Below are 20,454 nucleotides of genomic sequence, written 5' to 3' on the forward strand. Positions count from 1 at the left end.
GAAGACCAGGTGTCCGAAGACCCTTGGGGTGCGACTTAGCGCTCGACCTCGCCCTTGATGAACTTCTCGACGTTGGCCAGGGCCTCGTCGTCGAAGTACTGCACCGGCGGGGACTTCATGAAGTAGCTCGAGGCCGACAGGATCGGGCCGCCGATGCCGCGGTCCTTGGCGATCTTCGCGGCGCGCAGGGCGTCGATGATGACACCGGCGGAGTTCGGGGAGTCCCACACCTCGAGCTTGTACTCGAGGTTCAGCGGGACGTCGCCGAAGGCGCGGCCTTCGAGGCGGACGTAGGCCCACTTGCGGTCGTCGAGCCACGCGACGTAGTCGGACGGGCCGATGTGGACGTTCTTCTCGCCGAGCTCACGGTCGGGGATCTGCGAGGTGACGGCCTGTGTCTTGGAGATCTTCTTCGACTCGAGGCGGTCGCGCTCGAGCATGTTCTTGAAGTCCATGTTGCCGCCGACGTTGAGCTGCATGGTGCGCTCAAGACGGACACCGCGGTCTTCGAACAGCTTCGCCATCACGCGGTGCGTGATGGTGGCGCCGACCTGCGACTTGATGTCGTCGCCGACGATCGGGACACCGGCCTCGGTGAACTTGTCGGCCCACTCCTTGGTGCCGGCGATGAAGACCGGGAGGGCGTTGACGAAGGCGACCTTGGCGTCGATGGCGCACTGGGCGTAGAACTTCGCCGCGGCCTCGGAGCCGACGGGCAGGTAGCAGATCAGGACGTCGACTTCGCGGTCCTTGAGGATCTGGACCACGTCGACCGGGGTCTCGGCGGACTCCTCGATCGTCAGGCGGTAGTACTTGCCCAGGCCGTCCAGGGTGTGGCCGCGCTGCACGGTCACGCCCGAGTTGGGGACGTCGCAGATCTTGATGGTGTTGTTCTCGCTGGCGCCGATGGCGTCCGAAAGGTCGAGGCCGACCTTCTTCGCGTCGACGTCGAACGCGGCGACGAACTCGATGTCACTCACGTGGTAGTCGCCGAACTGGACGTGCATCAGACCGGGGACCTTGGCCGCCGGGTCGGCGTCCTTGTAGTACTCGACGCCCTGCACCAGCGAGGCGGCGCAGTTGCCCACGCCGACGATGGCTACGCGAACCGAACCCATTCCGGTTGCTCCCTGTTTGTTCTCGGACGAGGCCTGCGAGATGCAGGCCTCACTTTGCAGTTTCGTCGGGCGGACCGGGTCGTCTCTGATCCCGTCCCGCCCGCTCACTCTCGATGAGCTCGTTCAGCCAGCGCACTTCGCGCTCCACGGACTCCATGCCGTGCCGCTGCAGCTCAAGCGTGTAGTCGTCGAGGCGCTCCCGCGTACGGGCGAGTGAGGCGCGCATCTTCTCCAAGCGCTCCTCGAGCCGGCTGCGACGGCCTTCCAAGACCCGCATGCGCACTTCCCGCTCGGTCTGACCGAAGAAGGCGAAGCGGGCGGCGAAGGACTCGTCCTCCCAGGCGTCGGGCCCCGTGTGGGCCAGGAGCTCCTCGAAGTGCTCCTTACCTGCGGCCGTCAACCGGTAGACGATCTTGGCTCGGCGCCCTGCGAGTGAAGTGGCGAGAGCGTCTTCCGGGGCGTTGCCCGGTTCTTCGATCAACCAGCCGTTGGCGACCAACGTCTTGAGGCAGGGGTAGAGCGTTCCGTAGCTGAACGCCCGGAACACCCCCAGCGAGGTGTTGAGCCGCTTGCGGAGCTCGTACCCGTGCATGGGGGATTCGCGAAGGAGGCCGAGGACGGCGAACTCGAGGATGCCTGAGCGCCTGCTCATCCGCCTGCCTCCTTCGCCTCTGAGTTTTTATGCCGAGCTGATGTATCGGCTCGATACATCCAGACGATAGAGCGGGCCGTCTCCGGCGACAAGGGGTGACGTGGTGACCGGCATCACATCACCAATTCGTACCAGGCGAGTTGCCTGATTTGGGGTGAACTTCGGCACTGTTCGGGTTTTGAGCGTGCGTAGTCTGTGGGCCATGACAACGGGGGGAACCGGAATTCACCTGCCGCTTCCAGGCCACTCGCCTGCCCGAGGAGTAGTCGTTCGATGAGCGAGCACCGCCGCAAACCGCCGCAGCCCGAGGGTGGCGGTCGTGCCGCGGCCCGCCGGGCCGCCCAGCAGCGCCCTGGCCAGGGCGCCGGGCCCGCACGTGACGTCCCCACGGCGTCACCCAGCGGACCGTACGCAGAGCCGCCCGGCCACGGCAGCCGTGCCGGGGCGCGCCGGGCTGCCCCCCGTGGATCCGGAGGCCGCGGCCGCGCCGCCGGCCCCGCGGGCCGCGGGGCCGGCCGCCCGGACAAGCGGCTGATCAACTACCCGCGCTCCGACAAGGCGGGCTGGCAGCGCTTCGTGCCGTCCTGGAAGCTGGTCTGCGGAACCGCCCTCGGCTTCTTCGCGATCATCACGGCAGGGGCCGGCATCGGCATCGCGTCGGTGAACACGCCCGACGCGAACAAGGCGGCCCAGGCACAGAACAACGTCTTCTTCTGGCAAGACGGCACCCAGATGGTGGCCACCGGCGGTTCGATGAACCGGCAGATCGTGCCCATCGACAAGATCCCCAAGTCGATGCAGAACGCCGTGATCGCCGCCGAGAACGAGTCGTTCGAGACGGACAAGGGCGTCGACCCGATGGGCGTCGCCCGAGCCGTGTGGAACATGGCCAAGGGCGGCTCCACCCAGGGCGGCTCGACCATCACCCAGCAGTACGTGAAGAACACGTACCTGGACTCCGACCAGACGCTCAAGCGCAAGGTCACCGAGCTCTTCATCTCGATAAAGCTGGGCGTGTCCGAGGAGAAGGACACGATCCTCGCGGGCTACCTCAACACCGCTTACTACGGCCGGGACGCCTACGGCATCCAGGCGGCCGCGCGGGCCTACTTCGGCAAGGACTGCGTGGACCTCACGCCCTCCGAGAGTGCCTTCCTCGCCTCCGTGCTCAAGGGCCCCAACCTCTACAACCCGGACGGCGGCATCGGTGCCGCGGCCACCCCCGAGAAGAACACCGAGCGGGCCAAGGAGCGCTGGGCCTGGGTCCTGGACCGCGAGGTCGCGGTGAAGCGGATGCCGAAGTCCGAGCGGGACCAGTTCAAGGAGTTCCCCAAGCTCGTCGACTCCGAGCAGGCCCGCGGTCTGTCCGGACAGACCGGCTACCTGGTCGAGACGGCCAAGCAGTACGTGATGAAGGTCACGGGCATCACGGCCGACGAGATGGCCCGCGGTGGCTACCAGATCAAGACCACCTTCCAGAAGCCGAGGGTGGACGCACTGGTCAAGGCCGTCGAGGACACCCGCAACGACTTCCTGGACGAGAAGGCCCGGCCCGAGTACGACACCTTCGTGCAGTTCGGCGCGGCCTCCGTGGACGTGAAGACCGGGGCGATCGTGGCCCTGTACGGCGGCCCGGGCATGGACAAGAAGTACTTCAGCAACAACGCCAACACCATCGGCGTCCCGGTCGGATCGACCTGGAAGCCGTACGTCCTGGCGGCCGCGATGCAGTACGGCACCCAGAACTCGGACGGCCGGGGCATCTCGGCCGACAGCAAGTACAACGCGAACGACCTGACGGTGATCAACAACCGCGACGGCAAGCCGCTGCGGGACGCGTCCGGCAAGCCGTTCAAGCAGAAGAACGAGAGCACCTACCCCTACGGATACGTGACCCTCAACGAGGCGATGGAGAAGTCCATCAACGTGCCGTTCGCGCAGCTCGTCTTCGACGTCGGCCACACCAAGGTCCGGGAGGTCGCCGAGTCCACGGGCATCCTCAAGGACTCGATGAACCCGAACAACGACGCCTCGTTCGCCCTCGGCACCTCGACCCCGAGCGCCATCCGCATGGCCGACTCCTACGCCACCTTCGCCGCCTCCGGTACGCACCGCGAGCCGTTCTCCGTGACCAGTGTCGAGAAGGACGGCAAGGAGCTGCCCGGCTTCGGCGCCCCCAAGGAGCAGCGGGCGATGGACAACGCCATCGCCGACAACGTCACCAAGGTCCTGCAGAACGTCATCGAGAACGGCACCGGCACCAAGGTCAGGAAGCTCGGGTTCAACCGGCCCGCCGCCGGCAAGACCGGAACCACCGACCAGAACAAGTCGGCCTGGTTCGTCGGCTACACCCCGGAGCTGTCCACCTCGGTCGCCCTGTTCCGCACCGACCCGAACTCGGCGGACAAGAAGCTGATCTCCATGAACGGCGTGGGCGGTGTCGACTCCATCCACGGTGGTGACATCCCGGCCGCGATCTGGACCGAGTACATGAAGGAAGCCCTCAAGGGCACGCCGGTCAAGGAGTTCCCGGAGGCCGACAAGATCGGCGTCACCGCGGACGCCTCCGGCGCCCCCTCGCCGAGCCCCTCCTTCTCCCCGTCGCCGTCCCCGTCGATGCCCTCGCCGTCGGCGAGCTCCTCTCCGCCGGTCTCCCCCTCCCCGTCGAAGGGCGGCAAGCCGACCTGCAAGCCGTGGGAGCTGTACTGCATCCCGGACACCAGCGGCGGCACGAACAGCGGCAGCACCAACGGCGGCAGCACCAACGGCGGCGTCGGCGGATCCAGCGGATCACCGTCTCCGACGCCATCGGGCAGACCTGGCCGCCCGGGCGGCACCAGCTGGGGGACCACGGTCGGGACCTCGGGCTGACCCCCTCCCCCCCTGTTCCGGCGAGGGCCGTCGCACACCGTGCGGCGGCCCTCCCGCATGTCCGGCCCCGTACGGCAGGATGAGCGCATGACCAAGGTGCACGAGGAACGGCCCGTACTGCCCACCCAGCAGGACGAGGTCGCCGCGGCCGGCAGCGAGTTCATCGGCGGCCCTATGGGCCGCTACGCCCGGCTGGGCGGCCATTGGCTGACCCCGGTGCGCGTCGTCGTCCTCGTCGCCCTGGGACTGTTCGCGCTCGGCATGGTGCAGAAGCTCCCCTGCTACGACTGGGCGTGGTTCCGCGGAGCCGGCTCGCAGTACACCCACGCCTGCTACTCCGACATCCCGCACCTCTTTGCCGTACGCGGCTTCGCCGATGGACTCACGCCCTACTTCGACCGGCTACCCGGCGACATGGAGTACCTGGAGTACCCGGTGCTCACCGGGCTCTTCATGGAGGTCGCCTCCTGGCTGACCCCCGGCAGCGGCTCCATGCAGCACCGCGAGCAGATGTACTGGATGGTCAATGCGGGGATGCTGATGGCCTGCGCCGCGGTCATCGCCGTGTGCGTCGCGCGCACCCACCACCGCCGGCCCTGGGACGCGCTGCTCTTCGCCCTCGCGCCCGCCTACGCGCTCACCGCGACGATCAACTGGGACCTGCTGGCCATCGCCCTGACCGCCGCGGGAATGCTCATGTGGTCCCGCGGCCGGACCATGCTCTTCGGCGTCTTCATCGGCCTGGCCACCGCCGCCAAGCTCTATCCCGTCCTGCTGCTCGGCGTGCTGTTCGTGCTGTGCTGGCGGGCCGGGAAGTGGCGGGCGTTCGGCTCCGCCGCCCTCGGCGCGGCCGTCTCCTGGCTCGTGGTGAACCTGCCGGTCATGCTCCTCGCCTGGGACGGCTGGAAGAAGTTCTACACGTTCAGCCAGGAGCGGCCGATCGACTTCGGGTCCGTGTGGCTGCTCATCTCCCAGCGCTCCGGGAACCCCCTGCAGGACGCCAACACGTACGCGACGGGCCTGACGCTGCTGCTGTGCGCGGGCATCGGAGTGCTCACGCTGACCGCTCCCCGCCGCCCCCGCTTCGCCCAGCTGGCGTTCCTGGTCGTGGCCGCCTTCATCCTGGCCAACAAGGTCTACTCGCCTCAGTACGTGCTGTGGCTCATCCCGCTGGCGGCGCTGGCCCGGCCGCGCTGGCGGGACTTCCTGATCTGGCAGGCCGGCGAGGTCGTGTACTTCCTCGGGATCTGGCTGTACCTCGCCTACACGACGAGCGGGGACAAGCACCAGGGTCTGCCCGTGGAGGGCTACCAGGTGGCGATCACCGCCCACCTGCTGACGACCCTCTACCTGTGCGCGGTGGTCGTGCGCGACATCCTGATGCCCGAGCGGGACGTCGTACGCCGCGACGGGTCGGACGACCCGTCCGGCGGGGTCCTGGACGGGGCCGAGGACGTGTTTGCGCTGTCGGACGCCGCGAGGGCGCCGCAGGATGCGGCGCCCTCGGAGGGTCAGCGGGTCGAGTGGGGCATGGCCCCCAGGGACTGACCGGTCAGGCGTCGAGCACCCGGTCGAACTGCGTGGTGGTGTGGCGCAGGTGCGCCACCAGCTCGTCGCCGACCTTCGGCTCGGGCGCATCCGACGGCACGAACAGGATCGACACCTGCATGTGCGGGGGCTCCGCGAACCAGCGCTGCTTGCCCGCCCACACGAACGGCGACAGGTTCCGGTTCACGGTGGCCAGGCCGGCCCGGGCCACGCCCTTGGCGCGCGGCATCACGCCGTGCAGGGCCTTGGGGGCCTCCAGGCCCACCCCGTGCGAGGTGCCGCCCGCGACCACGACCAGCCAGCCGTCGGAAGCCGCCTTCTGCTGCCGGTAGCCGAACCGGTCGCCCTTCGCGACGCGCGTGACGTCCAGGACGGCGCCCCGGTACTCGGTCGCCTCGTGGTCGCCCAGCCACAGCCGGGTGCCGATCCGCGCCCGGAAGCGGGTCTGCGGGAACTGCTGCTGCAGCCGCGCCAGCTCCTCGGCCCGCAGGTGGCTGACGAACATGGTGTGCAGCGGCAGCCGGGCCGCGCGCAGCCGGTCCATCCAGCCGATGACCTCCTCGACGGCGTCCGAGCCGTCGGGGCGGTCCAGCGGCAGGTGCAGGGCGAAGCCCTCCAGCCGCACGTCCTCGATCGCCGCGTGCAGCTGGCCCAGGTCCTGCTCGGAGATGCCGTGGCGGCGCATCGAGCTCATGCACTCGATGACCACGCGGGCGCCGACCAGGCCGCGGACCCCGTCCAGCGAGGACACCGACCGGATCACCCGGTCCGGCAGCGGCACCGGCTCCTCGCCCCGCCGGAACGGGGTGAGGACGAGCAGGTCGCCGCCGAAGAAGTCCTTGATGCTGGCGGCCTCGTACGTGGTCCCGACGGCCAGGACGTCGGCGCCCAGCCGGGTCGCCTCCTCGCACAGCCGCTCATGGCCGAAGCCGTAGCCGTTGCCCTTGCAGACCGGGATCATCCCGGGGAACTGGTCCTGGATCTGCTTCTGGTGCGCACGCCAGCGCGCGGTGTCGACGTAGAGCGTGAGCGCCATGCCCGTCCGGAGCCTCTCTTGAAAAGCTGCAAGGTGCAGCGGTGCGGTGTGTGGGGGGTGCGGACGCAGGTCAGCGGCGCGACATGTAGATGTCGAGCGCCTTGTGCAGCACCTTGTTGAGCGGGAAGTCCCACTCGCCGACGTACTCGACGGCCTCGCCGCCCGTACCGACCTTGAACTGGATGAGGCCGAACAGGTGGTCGTTCTCGTCCAGCGTGTCACTGATGCCGCGCAAGTCGTAGACGCTGGCACCGAGCGCGTACGAATCGCGCAGCATGCGCCACTGCATCGCGTTCGAGGGCCGCACCTCGCGCTTGTGGTTCGCGGAGGCGCCGTACGAGTACCAGACGTGCTGGCCGACGGTGAGCATCGTGGCGGCGGCCAGCGGCTCCCCCTCGTGCTTCGCGATGTACAGCCGCATCCGGTTCGGGTCCTCGGAGTTGAGGGCCGTCCACTGGCGCTGGAAGTAGCTGAGCGGGCGCGGGCGGAACTTGTCGCGCTCGGCCGTGACCTCGTACAGCTCCTGCCAGACCGGCAGGTCCTCGTAGCCGCCCTGGACGACCTCGACGCCGGCCTTCTCGGCCTTCTTGATGTTGCGGCGCCACAGCTGGTTGAAGCCCTTGAGGACGTCGTCCAGCGAGCGGTTGGCCAGCGGTACCTGGAAGACGTAGCGGGGCTGGACGTCGCCGAAGCCGGCGCCGCCGTCCTCGGCCTGCTGCCAGCCCATGCGGCGCAGCTTGTCCGACACCTCGAAGGCGCGGGGCTCGATGACCGAGGCCTCCACGTCGCGCAGGCGCTTCACGTCCGGGTCCTGGATACCGGCCTTGATGGCGGCCGAGTTCCAGCGGCGGATGACGACGGGCGGGCCCATCTTCACGGTGAAGGCGCCCTGCTGCTTGAGGTGGGCCAGCATCGGCTGGAGCCATTCCTCCAGGTTCGGGGCGTACCAGTTGATGACCGGGCCCTCGGGGAGGTACGCGAGGTACCGCTTCACCTTGGGCAGCTGGCGGTACAACACGAGGGCGGCACCGACCAGTTCGTCGTTCTGGTCGAACCAACCGAGGTTCTCGGAGCGCCACTCGTTCTTCACGTCGGCCCACGCCGGGACCTGGCAGTGGCTAGCCGAGGGCAGGCTCTGGAGGTATCCCAGATGCTGCTCTCGGCTGATGGTCCTCAGGGACAGGCTCATGCGGGGCGTCTCCTCCGGCGGCTTCGCTGGCTATGGCGCGAAGCCTACTGCGACAAGGGCGCCACCCATCTGGGGGACGGGCCGGGCCCGGGCCGGTGTGAGGCCGGCGCCCTGTCGCCGAGGTGCCCCGGTCAGCCCGCCCAGCCGCCGAAGAGACCGCCGTGCGCCATGCCGAGGTAGAAGCCCACGCCCGAGGCGCCAAGCCCGATGATCAGTGCGAAGCGCTCGCGTGTCGTCTCCGAGATGAACTGTCCGTACGCGCCGGTCAGGATGCCGACGAGCCCGGTCCACGAGCTCAGCAGGTGCAGATTGTCGAAGAACCCCGTGATGAACGCCACGATGCCGAGCACCACCGTGGCCACCACGAGGGTGTCCTGCAGCGGATGGGGCTTGCCGTCGGTGGCGAGGAGCGAGATGGAGGACTTGGGTTGCATGGCCTGTGCCATCGGAAGGCACCTCCTGGCTGACGCAGAGCGGTGCTGCGGGGCCTCCTCCGGCAGGGGCCGGGGGCATAGCACCGAGCACACCCGATGCATACAGAGTGTGGCCTCCTCCCGTCGGATTTCAACCGGAAGGAGTCGAGCAGGTAGTCTGTACAGCTGCGCGGTGTCTGCTTACAGACGCCGTGCGCACGCATCACGACCCTCCTGCCACGGAACGACCGTGGCCGCTGAGTCCAAAGGAGGTGGGTTCCACATGCGTCACTACGAAGTGATGGTCATCCTCGACCCCGATCTCGAGGAGCGCGCTGTCTCCCCGCTGATCGAGAACTTCCTCTCCGTCGTCCGTGAGGGCAACGGAAAGGTCGAGAAGGTCGACACCTGGGGCCGTCGTCGTCTCGCTTACGAGATCAAGAAGAAGCCCGAGGGCATCTACTCGGTCATCGACCTTCAGGCCGAGCCTGCGGTCGTCAAGGAGCTTGACCGACAGATGAACCTGAACGAGTCGGTTCTCCGGACCAAGGTCCTCCGCCCCGAGACCCACTGAACTTCGGTTCAGCGGTAATCGGGACCGAGTAGCACAGCAGCCCAGCAGCAAATCCCCGCCGAGAGGTTCATCCATGGCAGGCGAGACCGTCATCACGGTCGTCGGCAATCTCGTCGACGACCCCGAGCTGCGCTTCACCCCCTCGGGTGCGGCGGTCGCGAAGTTCCGTGTCGCGTCCACTCCCCGCATCTTCGACAAGCAGACCAATGAGTGGAAGGACGGCGAAGGCCTGTTCCTGACCTGCTCGGTCTGGCGTCAGGCGGCCGAGAACGTCGCCGAGTCCCTTCAGCGGGGCATGCGCGTCATCGTGCAGGGCCGGCTGAAGCAGCGGTCGTACGAGGACCGTGAGGGTGTCAAGCGCACGGTCTACGAGCTGGACGTCGAGGAAGTCGGCCCCAGCCTGAAGACCGCCACGGCCAAGGTCGCCAAGACCACCGGTCGCGGTGGCCAGGGTGGATACGGCGGCGGTCAGCAGCAGGGTGGCGGCGGTGGCTGGGGCGGAGCCCCCAGCGGCGGCGCCCCGCAGGGCGGCGGAGCTCCCTCCGACGACCCGTGGGCGTCCAGCGCGCCGGCCGGCGGCCAGCAGCAGGGCGGCGGGGGCGGCTGGGGCGGAAGCTCCGGCGGAAGCTCCGGCGGAAGCTCCGGCGGCTCCAACGGTGGCTACTCGGACGAGCCTCCCTTCTAGGGAAGCTCGCATCCCCACTTCTTGATCACACAGGAGAGACACAATGGCGAAGCCGCCTGTGCGCAAGCCTAAGAAGAAGGTCTGCGCGTTCTGCAAGGACAAGACCGCGTACGTGGACTACAAGGACACGAACATGCTGCGGAAGTTCATTTCCGACCGCGGCAAGATCCGTGCCCGCCGCGTCACCGGCAACTGCACGCAGCACCAGCGTGACGTCGCCACGGCCGTGAAGAACAGCCGTGAGATGGCGCTGCTGCCCTACACGTCCACCGCGCGATAAGGAAAGGGTGACCGACTAATGAAGATCATCCTGACCCACGAGGTTTCTGGCCTCGGTACCGCCGGCGATGTCGTCGACGTCAAGGACGGTTACGCTCGCAACTACCTGGTCCCGCGTGGTTTCGCGATCCGCTGGACCAAGGGTGGCGAGAAGGACGTGGCGCAGATCCGCCGCGCCCGCAAGATCCACGAGATCGCGACCATCGAGCAGGCCAACGAGATCAAGGCCAAGCTCGAGGGCACGAAGGTCCGTCTGGCCACCCGCTCGGGTGACGCCGGTCGTCTCTTCGGCTCCGTGACCCCGGCCGACATCGCCACGGCGATCGAGGCTTCCGGTGGTCCGAAGGTCGACAAGCGCCGCGTCGAGCTGGCTGCCCCGATCAAGACCCTCGGTTCGTACCAGGTCTCCGTGCGTCTGCACGCTGAGGTCGCTGCGAACGTGGGCGTCGAGGTTGTCGCCGCCTAAGTGCTGCGAACGAAGGGCCGCACCCCTGTGGGGTGCGGCCCTTCGTCGTTGTACCGGGGGCTGTGGGTCGATGTTTCACGTGAAACATGCCGAGGAGCAGCCGACGTTTCACGTGAAACGTCGGCCAGTGGATCAGCGGATCAGCGGGTCGCCCCCGAGACCAGCCATCGGCCGGAGCGGGCGCGCAGCTGGAGGGTGGCCATCCGGACCAGCATCATCAGGGTCATGGCCCACCAGAGCGTGGTCAGACCGCCGCCGACGGCCGGGACGAGCAGTGCCACCGGGGTGAACGCGGCCAGCGTCACGAGCATCGCCCGGGCCAGGTAGCGGCCGTCTCCTGCGCCCATGAGGACCCCGTCGAGCACGAACACGATGCCGGCCACCGGCTGGCAGAGGGCCACGACCAGCAGGGCGGGCAGCAGGGCGTCCTCGACCGCGGGATCGCCGGTGAAGAGCGGTATGAACAGCGGGCGGGCCGCGATCACCAGCGCGCCCAGGACCATCCCGGAGGCGATCCCCCACTGCACCACGCGGCGACAGATGGCCTTGGCGCCTTCGGTGTCGCCGGAGCCCAGGTAGCGGCCGATGATGGCCTGCCCGGCGATGGCGATCGCGTCGAGAGCGAAGGCGAGCAGGCTCCACAGGGAGAGCAGTATCTGGTGGGCTGCGATGTCCGCGTCGCCGAGCCGCGCGGCCACGGCGGTCGCGATCATCAGGACGGCGCGCAGCGACAAGGTGCGCACCAGCAGCGGTACGCCGGCCTGGGCGCAGGCCCGGATGCCCGTGGAGTCGGGGCGCAGGGAGGCCCCGTGCCGGCGGGCTCCGCGGACCACCACCACGAGATAGGCGCCGGCCATGGCGCACTGCGCGATCACGGTGCCCCAGGCGGAACCGGCGATGCCGAAGCCCGCGCCGTACACGAGGGCGACGTTCAGGGCCGCGTTGAGGGCGAAGCCCCCGACGGCGACGTAGAGCGGGGTACGGGTGTCCTGGAGGCCGCGGATGACACCGGTGGCGGCCAGCACCATCAGCATGGCCGGGATGCCCAGGGCGGAGATCCGCAGATAGGTGACCGCGTACGGGGCGACGGTGTCGGAGGCTCCGAAGAGGGAGATCAGCCAGGGAGCCGTGGAGAGCATCACGGCGACGACGGCCGCCCCGATCAGGAGGGCGAGCCAGATGCCGTCCATGCCCTGCCGGATGGCTGCAGGGAGGTCTCCCGCGCCGACCCGGCGGGAAACGGCCGCGGTGGTGGCGTACGCGAGGAACACGAAGACGCTGACGGCGGTGGTGAGCAGGGCGGCGGCGATGCCGAGGCCGGCCAGCTGGGGGGTGCCGAGGTGCCCCACGATGGCGCTGTCTGCCATCACGAACAGGGGTTCGGCGACGAGGGCGCCGAAAGCCGGGACGGCGAGCGCGAGTATCTCGCGGTCGTGCCGTCTCGGGGCGGCCTTCAGCGGCGCGAGGACCTGTGTCATGCGCTCAATCTAATCTTCCACAGGTAATAGACGCAACTAGTCTTGGATCCTTACCTGTGAGTTGGCTCGCGTCTTCTCGGCACCCCGTTGGAGGCGATCTCGCAAACCCGGCCAAGAAATTTCTCCCCCACAGCCCGTGGAGGGAGAACGTGCAGGTCAGGTTGGGTGTGTGGGTAGGGCAGGTGATTTTGTCCACAGCACCGTCCCCCGGTCCGTGCACAGCTTCCGGCGACTTACCCACAGCATTGGGTCGGTCATCCACATCTCATCCACACAGCCTGTGGATAACAAGATTGGCTGACGTCGCTCCCGGCCCTACCGTTGTGCGTTGCCCGACTCGCCGACTGCGGATCCGGGTGCCCCAAATGTCAGAGCCGTGCCCTAGAAAGAGTGGCACGGCGAGGTCCGCGTTGCGGACGGGAGGAGGCGGCCCGGTGAGCATGCCCGAGCCCATGGACGACCCCTGGGCCGACAGCGGTCCAGGTGACCGTCTGCCCGCCCGTCCGCGCCGTAACAGCGACAGCCGGGGCCGCGGGGACGAACAGCACGAGCGGGGCCGCGAGGGCGGCTCCTGGGACGGCGGTGGCGGCGGCTTCGAGCGCGTCCCGCCGCAGGACCTCGATGCCGAGCAGTCGGTGCTCGGCGGCATGCTGCTGTCCAAGGACGCGATCGCGGACGTGGTCGAGGTCATCAAGGGCCACGACTTCTACCGGCCCTCGCACGAGACGATCTACCAGGCGATCCTCGACCTGTACGCCAAGGGAGAGCCGGCCGACCCGATCACGGTCGGCGCCGAGCTGACCCGCCGCGGCGAGATCAGCAAGGTCGGCGGTGCCTCGTACCTGCACACCCTCGTCCAGTCCGTCCCGACCGCGGCCAACGCCGAGTACTACGCGGAGATCGTCCACGAGCGGGCCGTCCTGCGCCGCCTCGTCGCCGCCGGTACGAAGATCACGCAGATGGGATATGCGGCGGACGGCGACGTCGACGAGATCGTCAACAGCGCCCAGGCCGAGATCTACGCCGTCACCGAGCAGCGGACCTCCGAGGACTACCTGCCGCTCGGCGACATCATGGAGGGCGCACTCGACGAGATCGAGGCCATCGGCTCGCGCAGCGGCCAGATGTCCGGCGTCCCGACCGGGTTCACGGACCTCGACTCGCTGACCAACGGCCTGCACCCGGGCCAGATGATCGTCATCGCGGCCCGTCCCGCCATGGGTAAGTCCACCCTCGCGCTGGACTTCGCCCGGGCCTGTTCCATCAAGAGCAACCTGCCGAGCGTGATCTTCTCCCTCGAAATGGGGCGCAACGAGATCGCGATGCGCCTCCTGTCGGCGGAGGCCCGGGTGGCCCTGCACCACATGCGCTCCGGCACCATGACGGACGACGACTGGACCCGGCTGGCCCGCCGGATGCCCGACGTCTCCGCCGCCCCGCTCTACATCGATGACTCCCCGAACCTGTCGATGATGGAGATCCGGGCGAAGTGCCGGCGCCTCAAGCAGCGCAACGACCTCTCGCTCGTCGTCATCGACTACCTCCAGCTGATGCAGTCGGGCGGCTCGCGCCGCCCCGAGAGCCGCCAGCAGGAAGTCTCGGACATGTCCCGAAACCTCAAGCTGCTGGCCAAGGAGCTCGAGGTGCCGGTGATCGCGCTGTCGCAGCTGAACCGTGGTCCCGAGCAGCGCACCGACAAGAAGCCGATGGTCTCCGACCTGCGTGAGTCGGGCTCGATCGAGCAGGACGCCGACATGGTGATCCTGCTGCACCGCGAGGACGCGTACGAGAAGGAGTCGCCCCGCGCGGGCGAGGCGGACCTGATCGTCGCGAAGCACCGTAACGGCCCCACGGCGACGATCACCGTCGCCTTCCAGGGCCATTATTCGCGGTTCGTGGACATGGCCAACACGTAGCATCCGATCATGGATGCCGTATCTGAAGATCTGGATCTGCTCCCTGCGACCCGGCGTGCGCTGAGGCACCGGATCGCCGTCGCGCAGAGCGAGGGGCGGGCGCCGTCCGTGGTGGCGGCCGTGGCCCGCGGCGGCGAGGTGGTCTGGGAGGGCTCCCGGACCTCCGTCGAGGGGCACGGGCCCGACGGGAACGTGCAGTACCGGATCGGGTCGATCAGCAAGACCTTCACCGCCGTTCTGGTGATGCGCCTGCGCGACGAGGGCCTGCTGCAGCTTGAGGACCCGCTGGAGAAGCACCTGCCCGGGACCGGCGCCGGCGAGGTGACCATCGCCCAACTGCTGGCCCACACCGGCGGGTTGGCGGCGGAGACGCCGGGCGAGTGGTGGGAGCGCACGCCCGCCGCGCTGCGCCCCGGGCTTGCCGACGTGCTGGGCGAGGAGCCGTTCCGCTTCCGGCCCGGCAGGCGCCACCACTACTCCAACCCGGGCTACACGCTGCTGGGTTCGCTCGTGGAGGCCGTCCGCGGGAAGCCGTGGGAAGAGGTGCTGCGGGCCGAGGTCCTGGAGCCGCTGGCTCTGGACCGTACGACGGCGCAGCCGCAGGCTCCGCATGCGGGCGGCTGGGCGGTTCACCCGTGGGCCGACGTGATGATGCCCGAGCCGCTGGAGGATCTGGGTCTGATGGCCGCGGCCGGACAACTCTGGTCCACGACGCGTGACTTGGCGCGGTTCGCGGTGTTTCTCGCCCGTGGCGACGAGCGGGTGCTGAGCGCACAGAGCGTACGGGAGATGCGGACGCCGGCCTCTCCGCCGGAGCCCGGTTTCGCCGAGCTCGGCTACGGGCTCGGCGTACAGCTGGCGGACAGCGGCGGGCGCAGGCTCGCCGGCCACACCGGATCCCTCCCGGGGTTCGTGGCGGGGCTGTGGCTGAGCGAGGCGGACGACCTCGCGGCGGTTGTGCTGGCGAACTGCACGTCGGGGCTGCCCGCCGCCGCGGTGGCCGCGGACCTGGTGGCGATCGTCGCGGACGCGGAGCCGCGGTTCCCGGAGCCCTGGCGGCCGTTCCGGGAGGCCGATCCGGTCGCCCTGGAGCTGTGTGGCCCCTGGTACTGGGGTACGTCGGCGCAGGTGCTGCGACTGAAGGCGGACGGGCTGTTGGAACTCGCGCCGGTGGGTGCGACGGGCCGGTCGGCCCGGTTCCGGGCCGAGCCCGATGGCAGTTGGACCGGACTCTCCGGCTACTACGCGGGGGAGACGCTGCGGGCGGTCCGTCGCGAGGACGGTTCGGTCAGCCACCTCGACCTGGGCTCGTTCGTGTTCACGAGGGAGCCGTACGACGCCCAGGCCCCGGTGCCCGGCGGGGTGGACCCGCAGGGTTGGCGGGGCATCGGGTAGGTCGTCCCTCCGGAAAAGACGGCCTGGTAGTCGGCCGGCAGGCTCAGGCGACGAGTTCGCGCTCCAGCGGGGTGCGGAAGCGCGGGGTGATCCGGGCGTCGCCCACCCACCGGGCGAGGCGCCCCGCCTCGGCCGTGATCGCCTTCTCGGCGGCGCGGCCGGGGCCGGCCAGGAGCCGCCAGACGATCTCGCCGTCCGCGCGCTGGGCCCAGCCGCCGACGATCTCGCCGTTCCACCAGACCGTGGGGCCGATGTTGCCGGCGTAGTCGAAGAGGGCGGGCCGGTGGGCGGGGTCGAGGTGGAAGCCCCGGTCGGCCCAGCCCATGCCGCTGGGGTCGAGTCCTGGCAGCAGTGCGGCCCAGGGCTCCGGGGCGGGTTCGGGCGCGGTGTCGCCGGGGCTGACGAGGGCGGTGCTGCCGTCGTCGAGGCGGACCTGGTCGGGGCCGACCGCGGCGAGGGCGTTGCGGACGTCGGTGAGGGTCCAGCCCGTCCACCACTTGAGGTCCGCCTCGGTGGCCGGACCGTAGGCGCGCAGCCAGCGGCGGGCGATCTCGGCGCGGGCCTCGGCTGCGGGCACGGCGGGCCAGGGCTCGGTGTGCACCCAGCGGAACTGGCTGGAGGTCCACGATCCACGCGGCCGGTCACGGCGGATCCGGCCGTCTGCGGCCAGCAGCCGGATGACACGGGTGGCGACACCGGTCTCGGTCTCGTACTTCTTGCCCCGGCCGATGGTGATCTTCTCGCGCAGAGCGGGCACGGCTGCAGAGAGCTGACTGCCGGTGCAGGGGCCGCCGGTGTCGAGGGCGTCGAGCGCGGCTGCCTCGGCCCGGGCCAGCCAGGCCGCATCGAGGCCTTGGCCGTCCTCTTCGAGGCGCTTCAGGAAGGTACGGCGCTCCTTGACGGCGATGCCCCGGGCGGTCGAGGCGTCCACGTACGGGGCGAGTTCCGTGGAGACGGCGAAGAGCGTATTGCGCATGCTGAGCAGCCGGACGAGGGAGACGTCCTCGTAGAGCGCCCGCTCGACGGCGGCCGGGCCGCCTTCCGCGAGCCGGGCGCGTGCGGAGAGGAACACGGTCGCGGCGTCGGTGGCGTGCAGCGCCACCACGGCGTCCGCAGCCTGGGCGACCGTGGCCGCATGCGCCGAGGGAGCCAGACGGTGCCTGCGGCCGAGCCGGTGGCGACGCTCGGCGGTCGTGACGAGAGGGAGGCTGGGGCTCATCCTCCCGATCGTAGGCCGGGCCACCGACGCCAGCCCGGCCTTCCGCACGGCGATCAGAGGGAGAGCTTGAATCCGACGTGGGACGCGGTGAACCCGAGCCGCTCGTAGAAGCGGTGGGCGTCGGTACGGGTCACGTCCGAGGTGAGCTGGACGAGTTGGCAGTTCTCACGGCGGGCCCGCTCGACGGCCCATTGGATGAACTGGGTGCCCAGGCCGCTGCCGCGCTCGTCGGCGTGGACGCGGACCCCTTCGATGATCGCGCGGGTGGCTCCCTTGCGGGAGAGCCCGGGGATGATCGTGAGCTGGAGCGTGCCCACGACGCGGCCCTGGCGGACCGCCACGACCACGTGCTGGTGGGGGTCGTCGGCCAGGCGCTTGAACGCCTCGATGTACGGGGCGAGGTCGCCGGGGGATTCCCGGGTGGCGCCGAGAGGGTCGTCCGCGAGCATGGCGACGATGGCGGGCAGGTCCTCCTCGGTGGCGGGGCGGATGGCCGGTTCGTCGGAGTCGGTCATGGAGACGTCCTTTCTCAGCCCGCTGCCACGGTGAGCGGGGCCCAGCGGCGGGTCCAGTCGCCGGGGAGGCGGGGGATGTCGCGGGTCATGACCGCGTTGAAGGCGACGGAGCCGAGGCCGCGGTCCTTGAGCCAGGTCAGGAGCTCCTCGTGGCGTACGTCGATGTCGGTCCGCAGCGGCCGGTCGGTGGCGGCGGCGAGAGCGGTGACGAGCGCCTGGGCGCCGGCCGTGTCACGGGCGATCAGCGGTCCGATGACGTGGGTCTCCATGTTGGGCCAGATCGCGGCGTAGCCGACGAGCTCGCCCCGTCCGTCCTCGGCGACCAGGAGCCGGTCCGCGAAGGCGGGAAGCCGCGTGATCATGTGGGTCCGGTCGGTACCGAAGACCTCGGTGTCCAGGCGGAGGATCCGTGGGATGTCCTCGCCTGTCGCCGGCCGGACCGCCACGGAGCCCGGCCGCGGAGCGGCGGGGTCGTGGCGGAACGTACCCCGGAGCATTTCCGCGCGGCCCGTGGTGTCGAAGCCGAGCTCCTCGTAGAGGGGGCGGCCGTAGGGAGTGGCGTGCAGGGTGAGCGGGACGCCCTTGAGGAGGTCGTCGCAGATGTACGTCATCAGACGGCGGCCCAGGCCCTGGCGGGCATAGCGCTCGGCGACGAGGACCATTCCGATGGCGGCCAGTTCCGGGCCGTCGTGGGTGTGGCCGTACGAGGTGACGACGCAGGCGGCGGCGAGCCCCTGTCCGTCGGGGGCATCGATGCCGTAGCCGCTGCCCGCGGCGAGGAGCAGCCCCCACTTGTGGTCCTCGCGCGGCCACCCGCGGTCTTCGGACAGGTCGGCGCAGTGGCGGAGGTCGTCCACGGTCAGCGCACGGATCGGCAGGTCGGTCAGGTGTGGTGGTGTCACCGGCCCAGAGTGGATCACCGGAGGGAGGGCGTCCAGAGGATTTGGGGAGCATGTTTCACGTGAAACATGCCGCTGTCTCTCCCCGGCCAACCCGGGGAGTCCCCTGGTGGACCAGGCGATGTTTCACGTGAAACATGCTGTTTCTGCCCCGGCCACGGCCGGAAGGTGCCCGCGGGGAAATGAACGGGCTAGCCTCGACTGCCATGACCCTCCTGCACCTTTTTGATCTCGACGGGACGCTGATGTACGGCTCGGCGGCGCCGGTCGAGATCTCCCGACAGCTCGGCCTGAGCGCGGAGATCGCCGAACTGGAGCGATCGTTCGGAGCGCGGGAGATCGGGCCGCACGAATTCTCGGTGGCGGCACATGCGCTGTGGGCAGGGCTGACGCCTGCGCATGTCCGGGCGGCGTTCGACGGAGCTCCCTGGCTGGCAGGGATTCGCGACGTGTGGCGGGAGATCAGGGAGCGCGGGGATTACTCCGCGGTGATCTCACTGTCGCCGTCGTTCTTCGTGGAGCTGCTGCTCGAGTGGGGCGCGCATGCCGCACACGGCTCGGTCTTCCCGGAGGTGCCCTTCACCCGGCCCGTGGAAGCGTCCGGGATCCTGACGCCCGAGGGCAAGGTCACTGTGGCGGACCGGCTGTGCGCGCAGTTCGGGGTGAGCCGGGCCGACTGTGTCGCGTACGGGGATTCATCGACCGACGCCGTGCTGTTCGAGGCCGTCTCGGTGTCGGTGGCGGTCAACGCGAGGTCGTATCTGGCGGAGCGGGCGACTCATGTCTACGAGGGCCGCGACCTGCGAGAGGCGTATCAGCTGGTCGGGGCGGCCCGCCCGGAAGTCCAAGCATCTTAGGAGGAAAGTGGGTTCGAAACGCGGATTTTCTGCGTTTCCCCGCGAGTGGTTGGGGCGGCTGGCAGGCTTTGAGGCCCGGAACCACGGATTCGAAGGCCGTGGCGTGCTTACCGACCGAGATGTTCGAAGCGAGGCACCGCATGGACGCTCCGCCCACCAGATCGGCCAGACGGACGGCCCGGATACCGTCCGGGGGCGGTGCGGTCGAGCCCTCCCCGGACGCGGTGCTGATCCGCCGGACCCTCGAGGAAATCGCACCGATCGCCGACAAGGTGACCTCGTACTTCTACGCCCTGGTGTTCACGGGGCACCCGGAGGTGCGGGGCATGTTCCCGGCCGCCATGGACGCACAGCGCGACCGGCTCCTGAAGGCACTGCTGACCGCCGCCGAGCACATCGACAACCCGGACGTGCTCGTGCCCTATCTGCGCCGACTGGGCACCGGGCACCGCAAGTACGGCACGGCGGCAGGGCACTATCCGGTGGTGGGCGAGGCCCTGATCGGCGCCCTGGCCCGGTACGCGGAGCACAGCTGGGGGCCGGAGGCGCAGGCCGCGTGGGTGCGGGCCTACACCGCGATGTCCCAGATCATGATCGACGCGGCGGCGCAGGACGAGGTGAAGACCCCTGCGTGGTGGCACGCGGAGGTGGTCTCGCACGATCTGCGCACCCCGGACATCGCGGTGCTGACGGTCCGCCCCGACCAGCCCTACTCCTTCCTGGCGGGCCAGTACACGAGCCTGGAGACCCCCTGGTGGCCCCGGGTGTGGCGGCACTACTCGTTCGCCTCGGCACCGCGAGCCGACGGATTGCTGTCCTTCCACGTCAAGGCCGTTCCGGCGGGCTGGGTCTCCAATGCGCTGGTGCGGCACGCCCGGCCCGGCGACGTGCTCCGGCTCGGGCCGCCGGCCGGGTCGATGGTGGTGGACCACACCACCGACAACGGGATGCTGTGCCTGGGCGGAGGTACGGGTATAGCCCCGATCAAGGCGTTGATCGAGGACGTGGCGGAACACGGTGAGCGCCGCCCGGTGGAGGTCTTCTTCGGGGCGCGCAGCGACGGAGACCTGTACGACAAGGACACCCTGCTGGGGCTGCAGCGTTCGCATCCGTGGCTGTCGGTGCGCCCGGTGGTCTGCGAGGGCCTGGCGGGGCAGCTGCCCCAGGCGGTCGGTGAGCACGGGCCCTGGAGCTCGTACGACGCGTTCATCTCGGGGCCGCCCGCGATGATCCGCAGCGGTGTCGACGAGCTCAAGCGGATCGGGATCCCCGGAGACCGGATCCGCTTCGACGCACTCGAGGAGCTGGTGGGCGCGGCCGGCTGAGGCCCGGGCCGACACGGCC

At 69.5% G+C, this 20,454-nt stretch carries 19 protein-coding genes; 10 read left to right on the plus strand and 9 right to left on the minus strand.

Translation table 11 applies throughout. The features are described from left to right. Positions 1-35: 35 nt before the first annotated feature. Together OG299_RS20415 and OG299_RS20420 are read right to left on the minus strand one after the other, a co-directional pair. On the minus strand, positions 36-1,118 hold the full coding sequence (locus OG299_RS20415; RefSeq protein ID WP_266627592.1) for an inositol-3-phosphate synthase: 1,083 nt from the start codon (positions 1,116-1,118) through the stop codon (positions 36-38). A gap of 49 nt (positions 1,119-1,167) precedes the next feature. After that, complete coding sequence (locus OG299_RS20420; RefSeq protein ID WP_053785476.1) at positions 1,168-1,770, minus strand: PadR family transcriptional regulator; 603 nt, start codon at positions 1,768-1,770, stop codon at positions 1,168-1,170. Between the two features lie 273 nt (positions 1,771-2,043). Between OG299_RS20420 and OG299_RS20425 the strand changes: the two genes are divergently transcribed. Continuing rightward, positions 2,044-4,641 (plus strand): transglycosylase domain-containing protein, encoded by a 2,598-nt coding sequence (locus tag OG299_RS20425; RefSeq protein ID WP_327362235.1) that lies wholly within the window; start codon positions 2,044-2,046, stop codon positions 4,639-4,641. Positions 4,642-4,728: 87 nt separating this feature from the next. Beyond that, on the plus strand, positions 4,729-6,189 hold the full coding sequence (locus tag OG299_RS20430; protein ID WP_266627598.1) for a glycosyltransferase family 87 protein: 1,461 nt from the start codon (positions 4,729-4,731) through the stop codon (positions 6,187-6,189). 4 nt (positions 6,190-6,193) lie between these two features. Here the strand turns inward: OG299_RS20430 and OG299_RS20435 are convergent, their stop codons facing one another. The 3 genes from OG299_RS20435 to OG299_RS20445 form a co-directional block, all read right to left on the minus strand. After that, positions 6,194-7,225 (minus strand): alanine racemase, encoded by a 1,032-nt coding sequence (locus OG299_RS20435; protein ID WP_030857746.1) that lies wholly within the window; start codon positions 7,223-7,225, stop codon positions 6,194-6,196. Positions 7,226-7,295: 70 nt separating this feature from the next. Further along, the gene (locus tag OG299_RS20440; protein WP_030857748.1) at positions 7,296-8,414 is read right to left on the minus strand and encodes a lipid II:glycine glycyltransferase FemX; all 1,119 of its coding nucleotides are present in this window, start codon (positions 8,412-8,414) and stop codon (positions 7,296-7,298) included. Between the two features lie 131 nt (positions 8,415-8,545). Further along, complete coding sequence (locus OG299_RS20445) at positions 8,546-8,860, minus strand: hypothetical protein (protein ID WP_266627603.1); 315 nt, start codon at positions 8,858-8,860, stop codon at positions 8,546-8,548. 250 nt (positions 8,861-9,110) lie between these two features. Here OG299_RS20445 and rpsF point away from each other — a divergent pair, with 250 nt between their 5' ends. From rpsF to rplI, 4 genes are all read left to right on the plus strand, one after another. Next, positions 9,111-9,401 (plus strand): 30S ribosomal protein S6, encoded by a 291-nt coding sequence (gene rpsF / locus OG299_RS20450; protein ID WP_004950685.1) that lies wholly within the window; start codon positions 9,111-9,113, stop codon positions 9,399-9,401. A gap of 73 nt (positions 9,402-9,474) precedes the next feature. Further along, on the plus strand, positions 9,475-10,086 hold the full coding sequence (locus OG299_RS20455) for a single-stranded DNA-binding protein (RefSeq protein WP_327362236.1): 612 nt from the start codon (positions 9,475-9,477) through the stop codon (positions 10,084-10,086). Between the two features lie 43 nt (positions 10,087-10,129). After that, the gene (gene rpsR / locus OG299_RS20460; protein WP_005315025.1) at positions 10,130-10,366 is read left to right on the plus strand and encodes a 30S ribosomal protein S18; all 237 of its coding nucleotides are present in this window, start codon (positions 10,130-10,132) and stop codon (positions 10,364-10,366) included. An 18-nt stretch (positions 10,367-10,384) separates the two neighbouring features. Continuing rightward, positions 10,385-10,831: a 50S ribosomal protein L9 gene (gene rplI, locus OG299_RS20465; protein ID WP_266627605.1), complete on the plus strand. Its 447-nt coding sequence runs from the start codon at positions 10,385-10,387 to the stop codon at positions 10,829-10,831. 140 nt (positions 10,832-10,971) lie between these two features. Here rplI and OG299_RS20470 read toward each other — a convergent pair whose 3' ends face one another. Beyond that, on the minus strand, positions 10,972-12,309 hold the full coding sequence (locus tag OG299_RS20470) for an MATE family efflux transporter (protein WP_266627606.1): 1,338 nt from the start codon (positions 12,307-12,309) through the stop codon (positions 10,972-10,974). A gap of 452 nt (positions 12,310-12,761) precedes the next feature. Here OG299_RS20470 and dnaB point away from each other — a divergent pair, with 452 nt between their 5' ends. Together dnaB and OG299_RS20480 are read left to right on the plus strand one after the other, a co-directional pair. Continuing rightward, positions 12,762-14,225: a replicative DNA helicase gene (gene dnaB / locus OG299_RS20475; RefSeq protein WP_053687861.1), complete on the plus strand. Its 1,464-nt coding sequence runs from the start codon at positions 12,762-12,764 to the stop codon at positions 14,223-14,225. Positions 14,226-14,234: 9 nt separating this feature from the next. Then, positions 14,235-15,620, plus strand: coding sequence for a serine hydrolase domain-containing protein (locus tag OG299_RS20480; protein ID WP_327362237.1), 1,386 nt, complete (start codon positions 14,235-14,237; stop codon positions 15,618-15,620). Positions 15,621-15,663: 43 nt separating this feature from the next. Here the strand turns inward: OG299_RS20480 and OG299_RS20485 are convergent, their stop codons facing one another. The 3 genes from OG299_RS20485 to OG299_RS20495 are packed head-to-tail and all read right to left on the minus strand — an operon-like array spanning position 15,664 to position 18,256. Further along, a complete protein-coding gene (locus OG299_RS20485) occupies positions 15,664-16,839 on the minus strand; it encodes a winged helix DNA-binding domain-containing protein (protein ID WP_266627608.1) in 1,176 nt (391 codons plus the stop codon). Between the two features lie 53 nt (positions 16,840-16,892). Beyond that, a complete protein-coding gene (locus tag OG299_RS20490; protein ID WP_327362238.1) occupies positions 16,893-17,354 on the minus strand; it encodes a GNAT family N-acetyltransferase in 462 nt (153 codons plus the stop codon). A gap of 14 nt (positions 17,355-17,368) precedes the next feature. Continuing rightward, complete coding sequence (locus OG299_RS20495) at positions 17,369-18,256, minus strand: GNAT family N-acetyltransferase (protein ID WP_327362239.1); 888 nt, start codon at positions 18,254-18,256, stop codon at positions 17,369-17,371. A gap of 203 nt (positions 18,257-18,459) precedes the next feature. Here OG299_RS20495 and OG299_RS20500 point away from each other — a divergent pair, with 203 nt between their 5' ends. Continuing rightward, a complete protein-coding gene (locus OG299_RS20500) occupies positions 18,460-19,110 on the plus strand; it encodes an HAD family hydrolase (RefSeq protein WP_327362240.1) in 651 nt (216 codons plus the stop codon). Then, entirely contained in the window at positions 19,104-20,435 is a 1,332-nt protein-coding gene (locus OG299_RS20505) for a globin domain-containing protein (protein WP_399848515.1), read from the plus strand. Before OG299_RS20500 ends, OG299_RS20505 begins: the two co-directional genes overlap by 7 nt. The last annotated feature ends 19 nt before the right edge of the window (positions 20,436-20,454 follow it).

This window comes from Streptomyces sp. NBC_01296 (genome assembly GCF_035984415.1).
Taxonomy (GTDB): domain Bacteria; phylum Actinomycetota; class Actinomycetes; order Streptomycetales; family Streptomycetaceae; genus Streptomyces.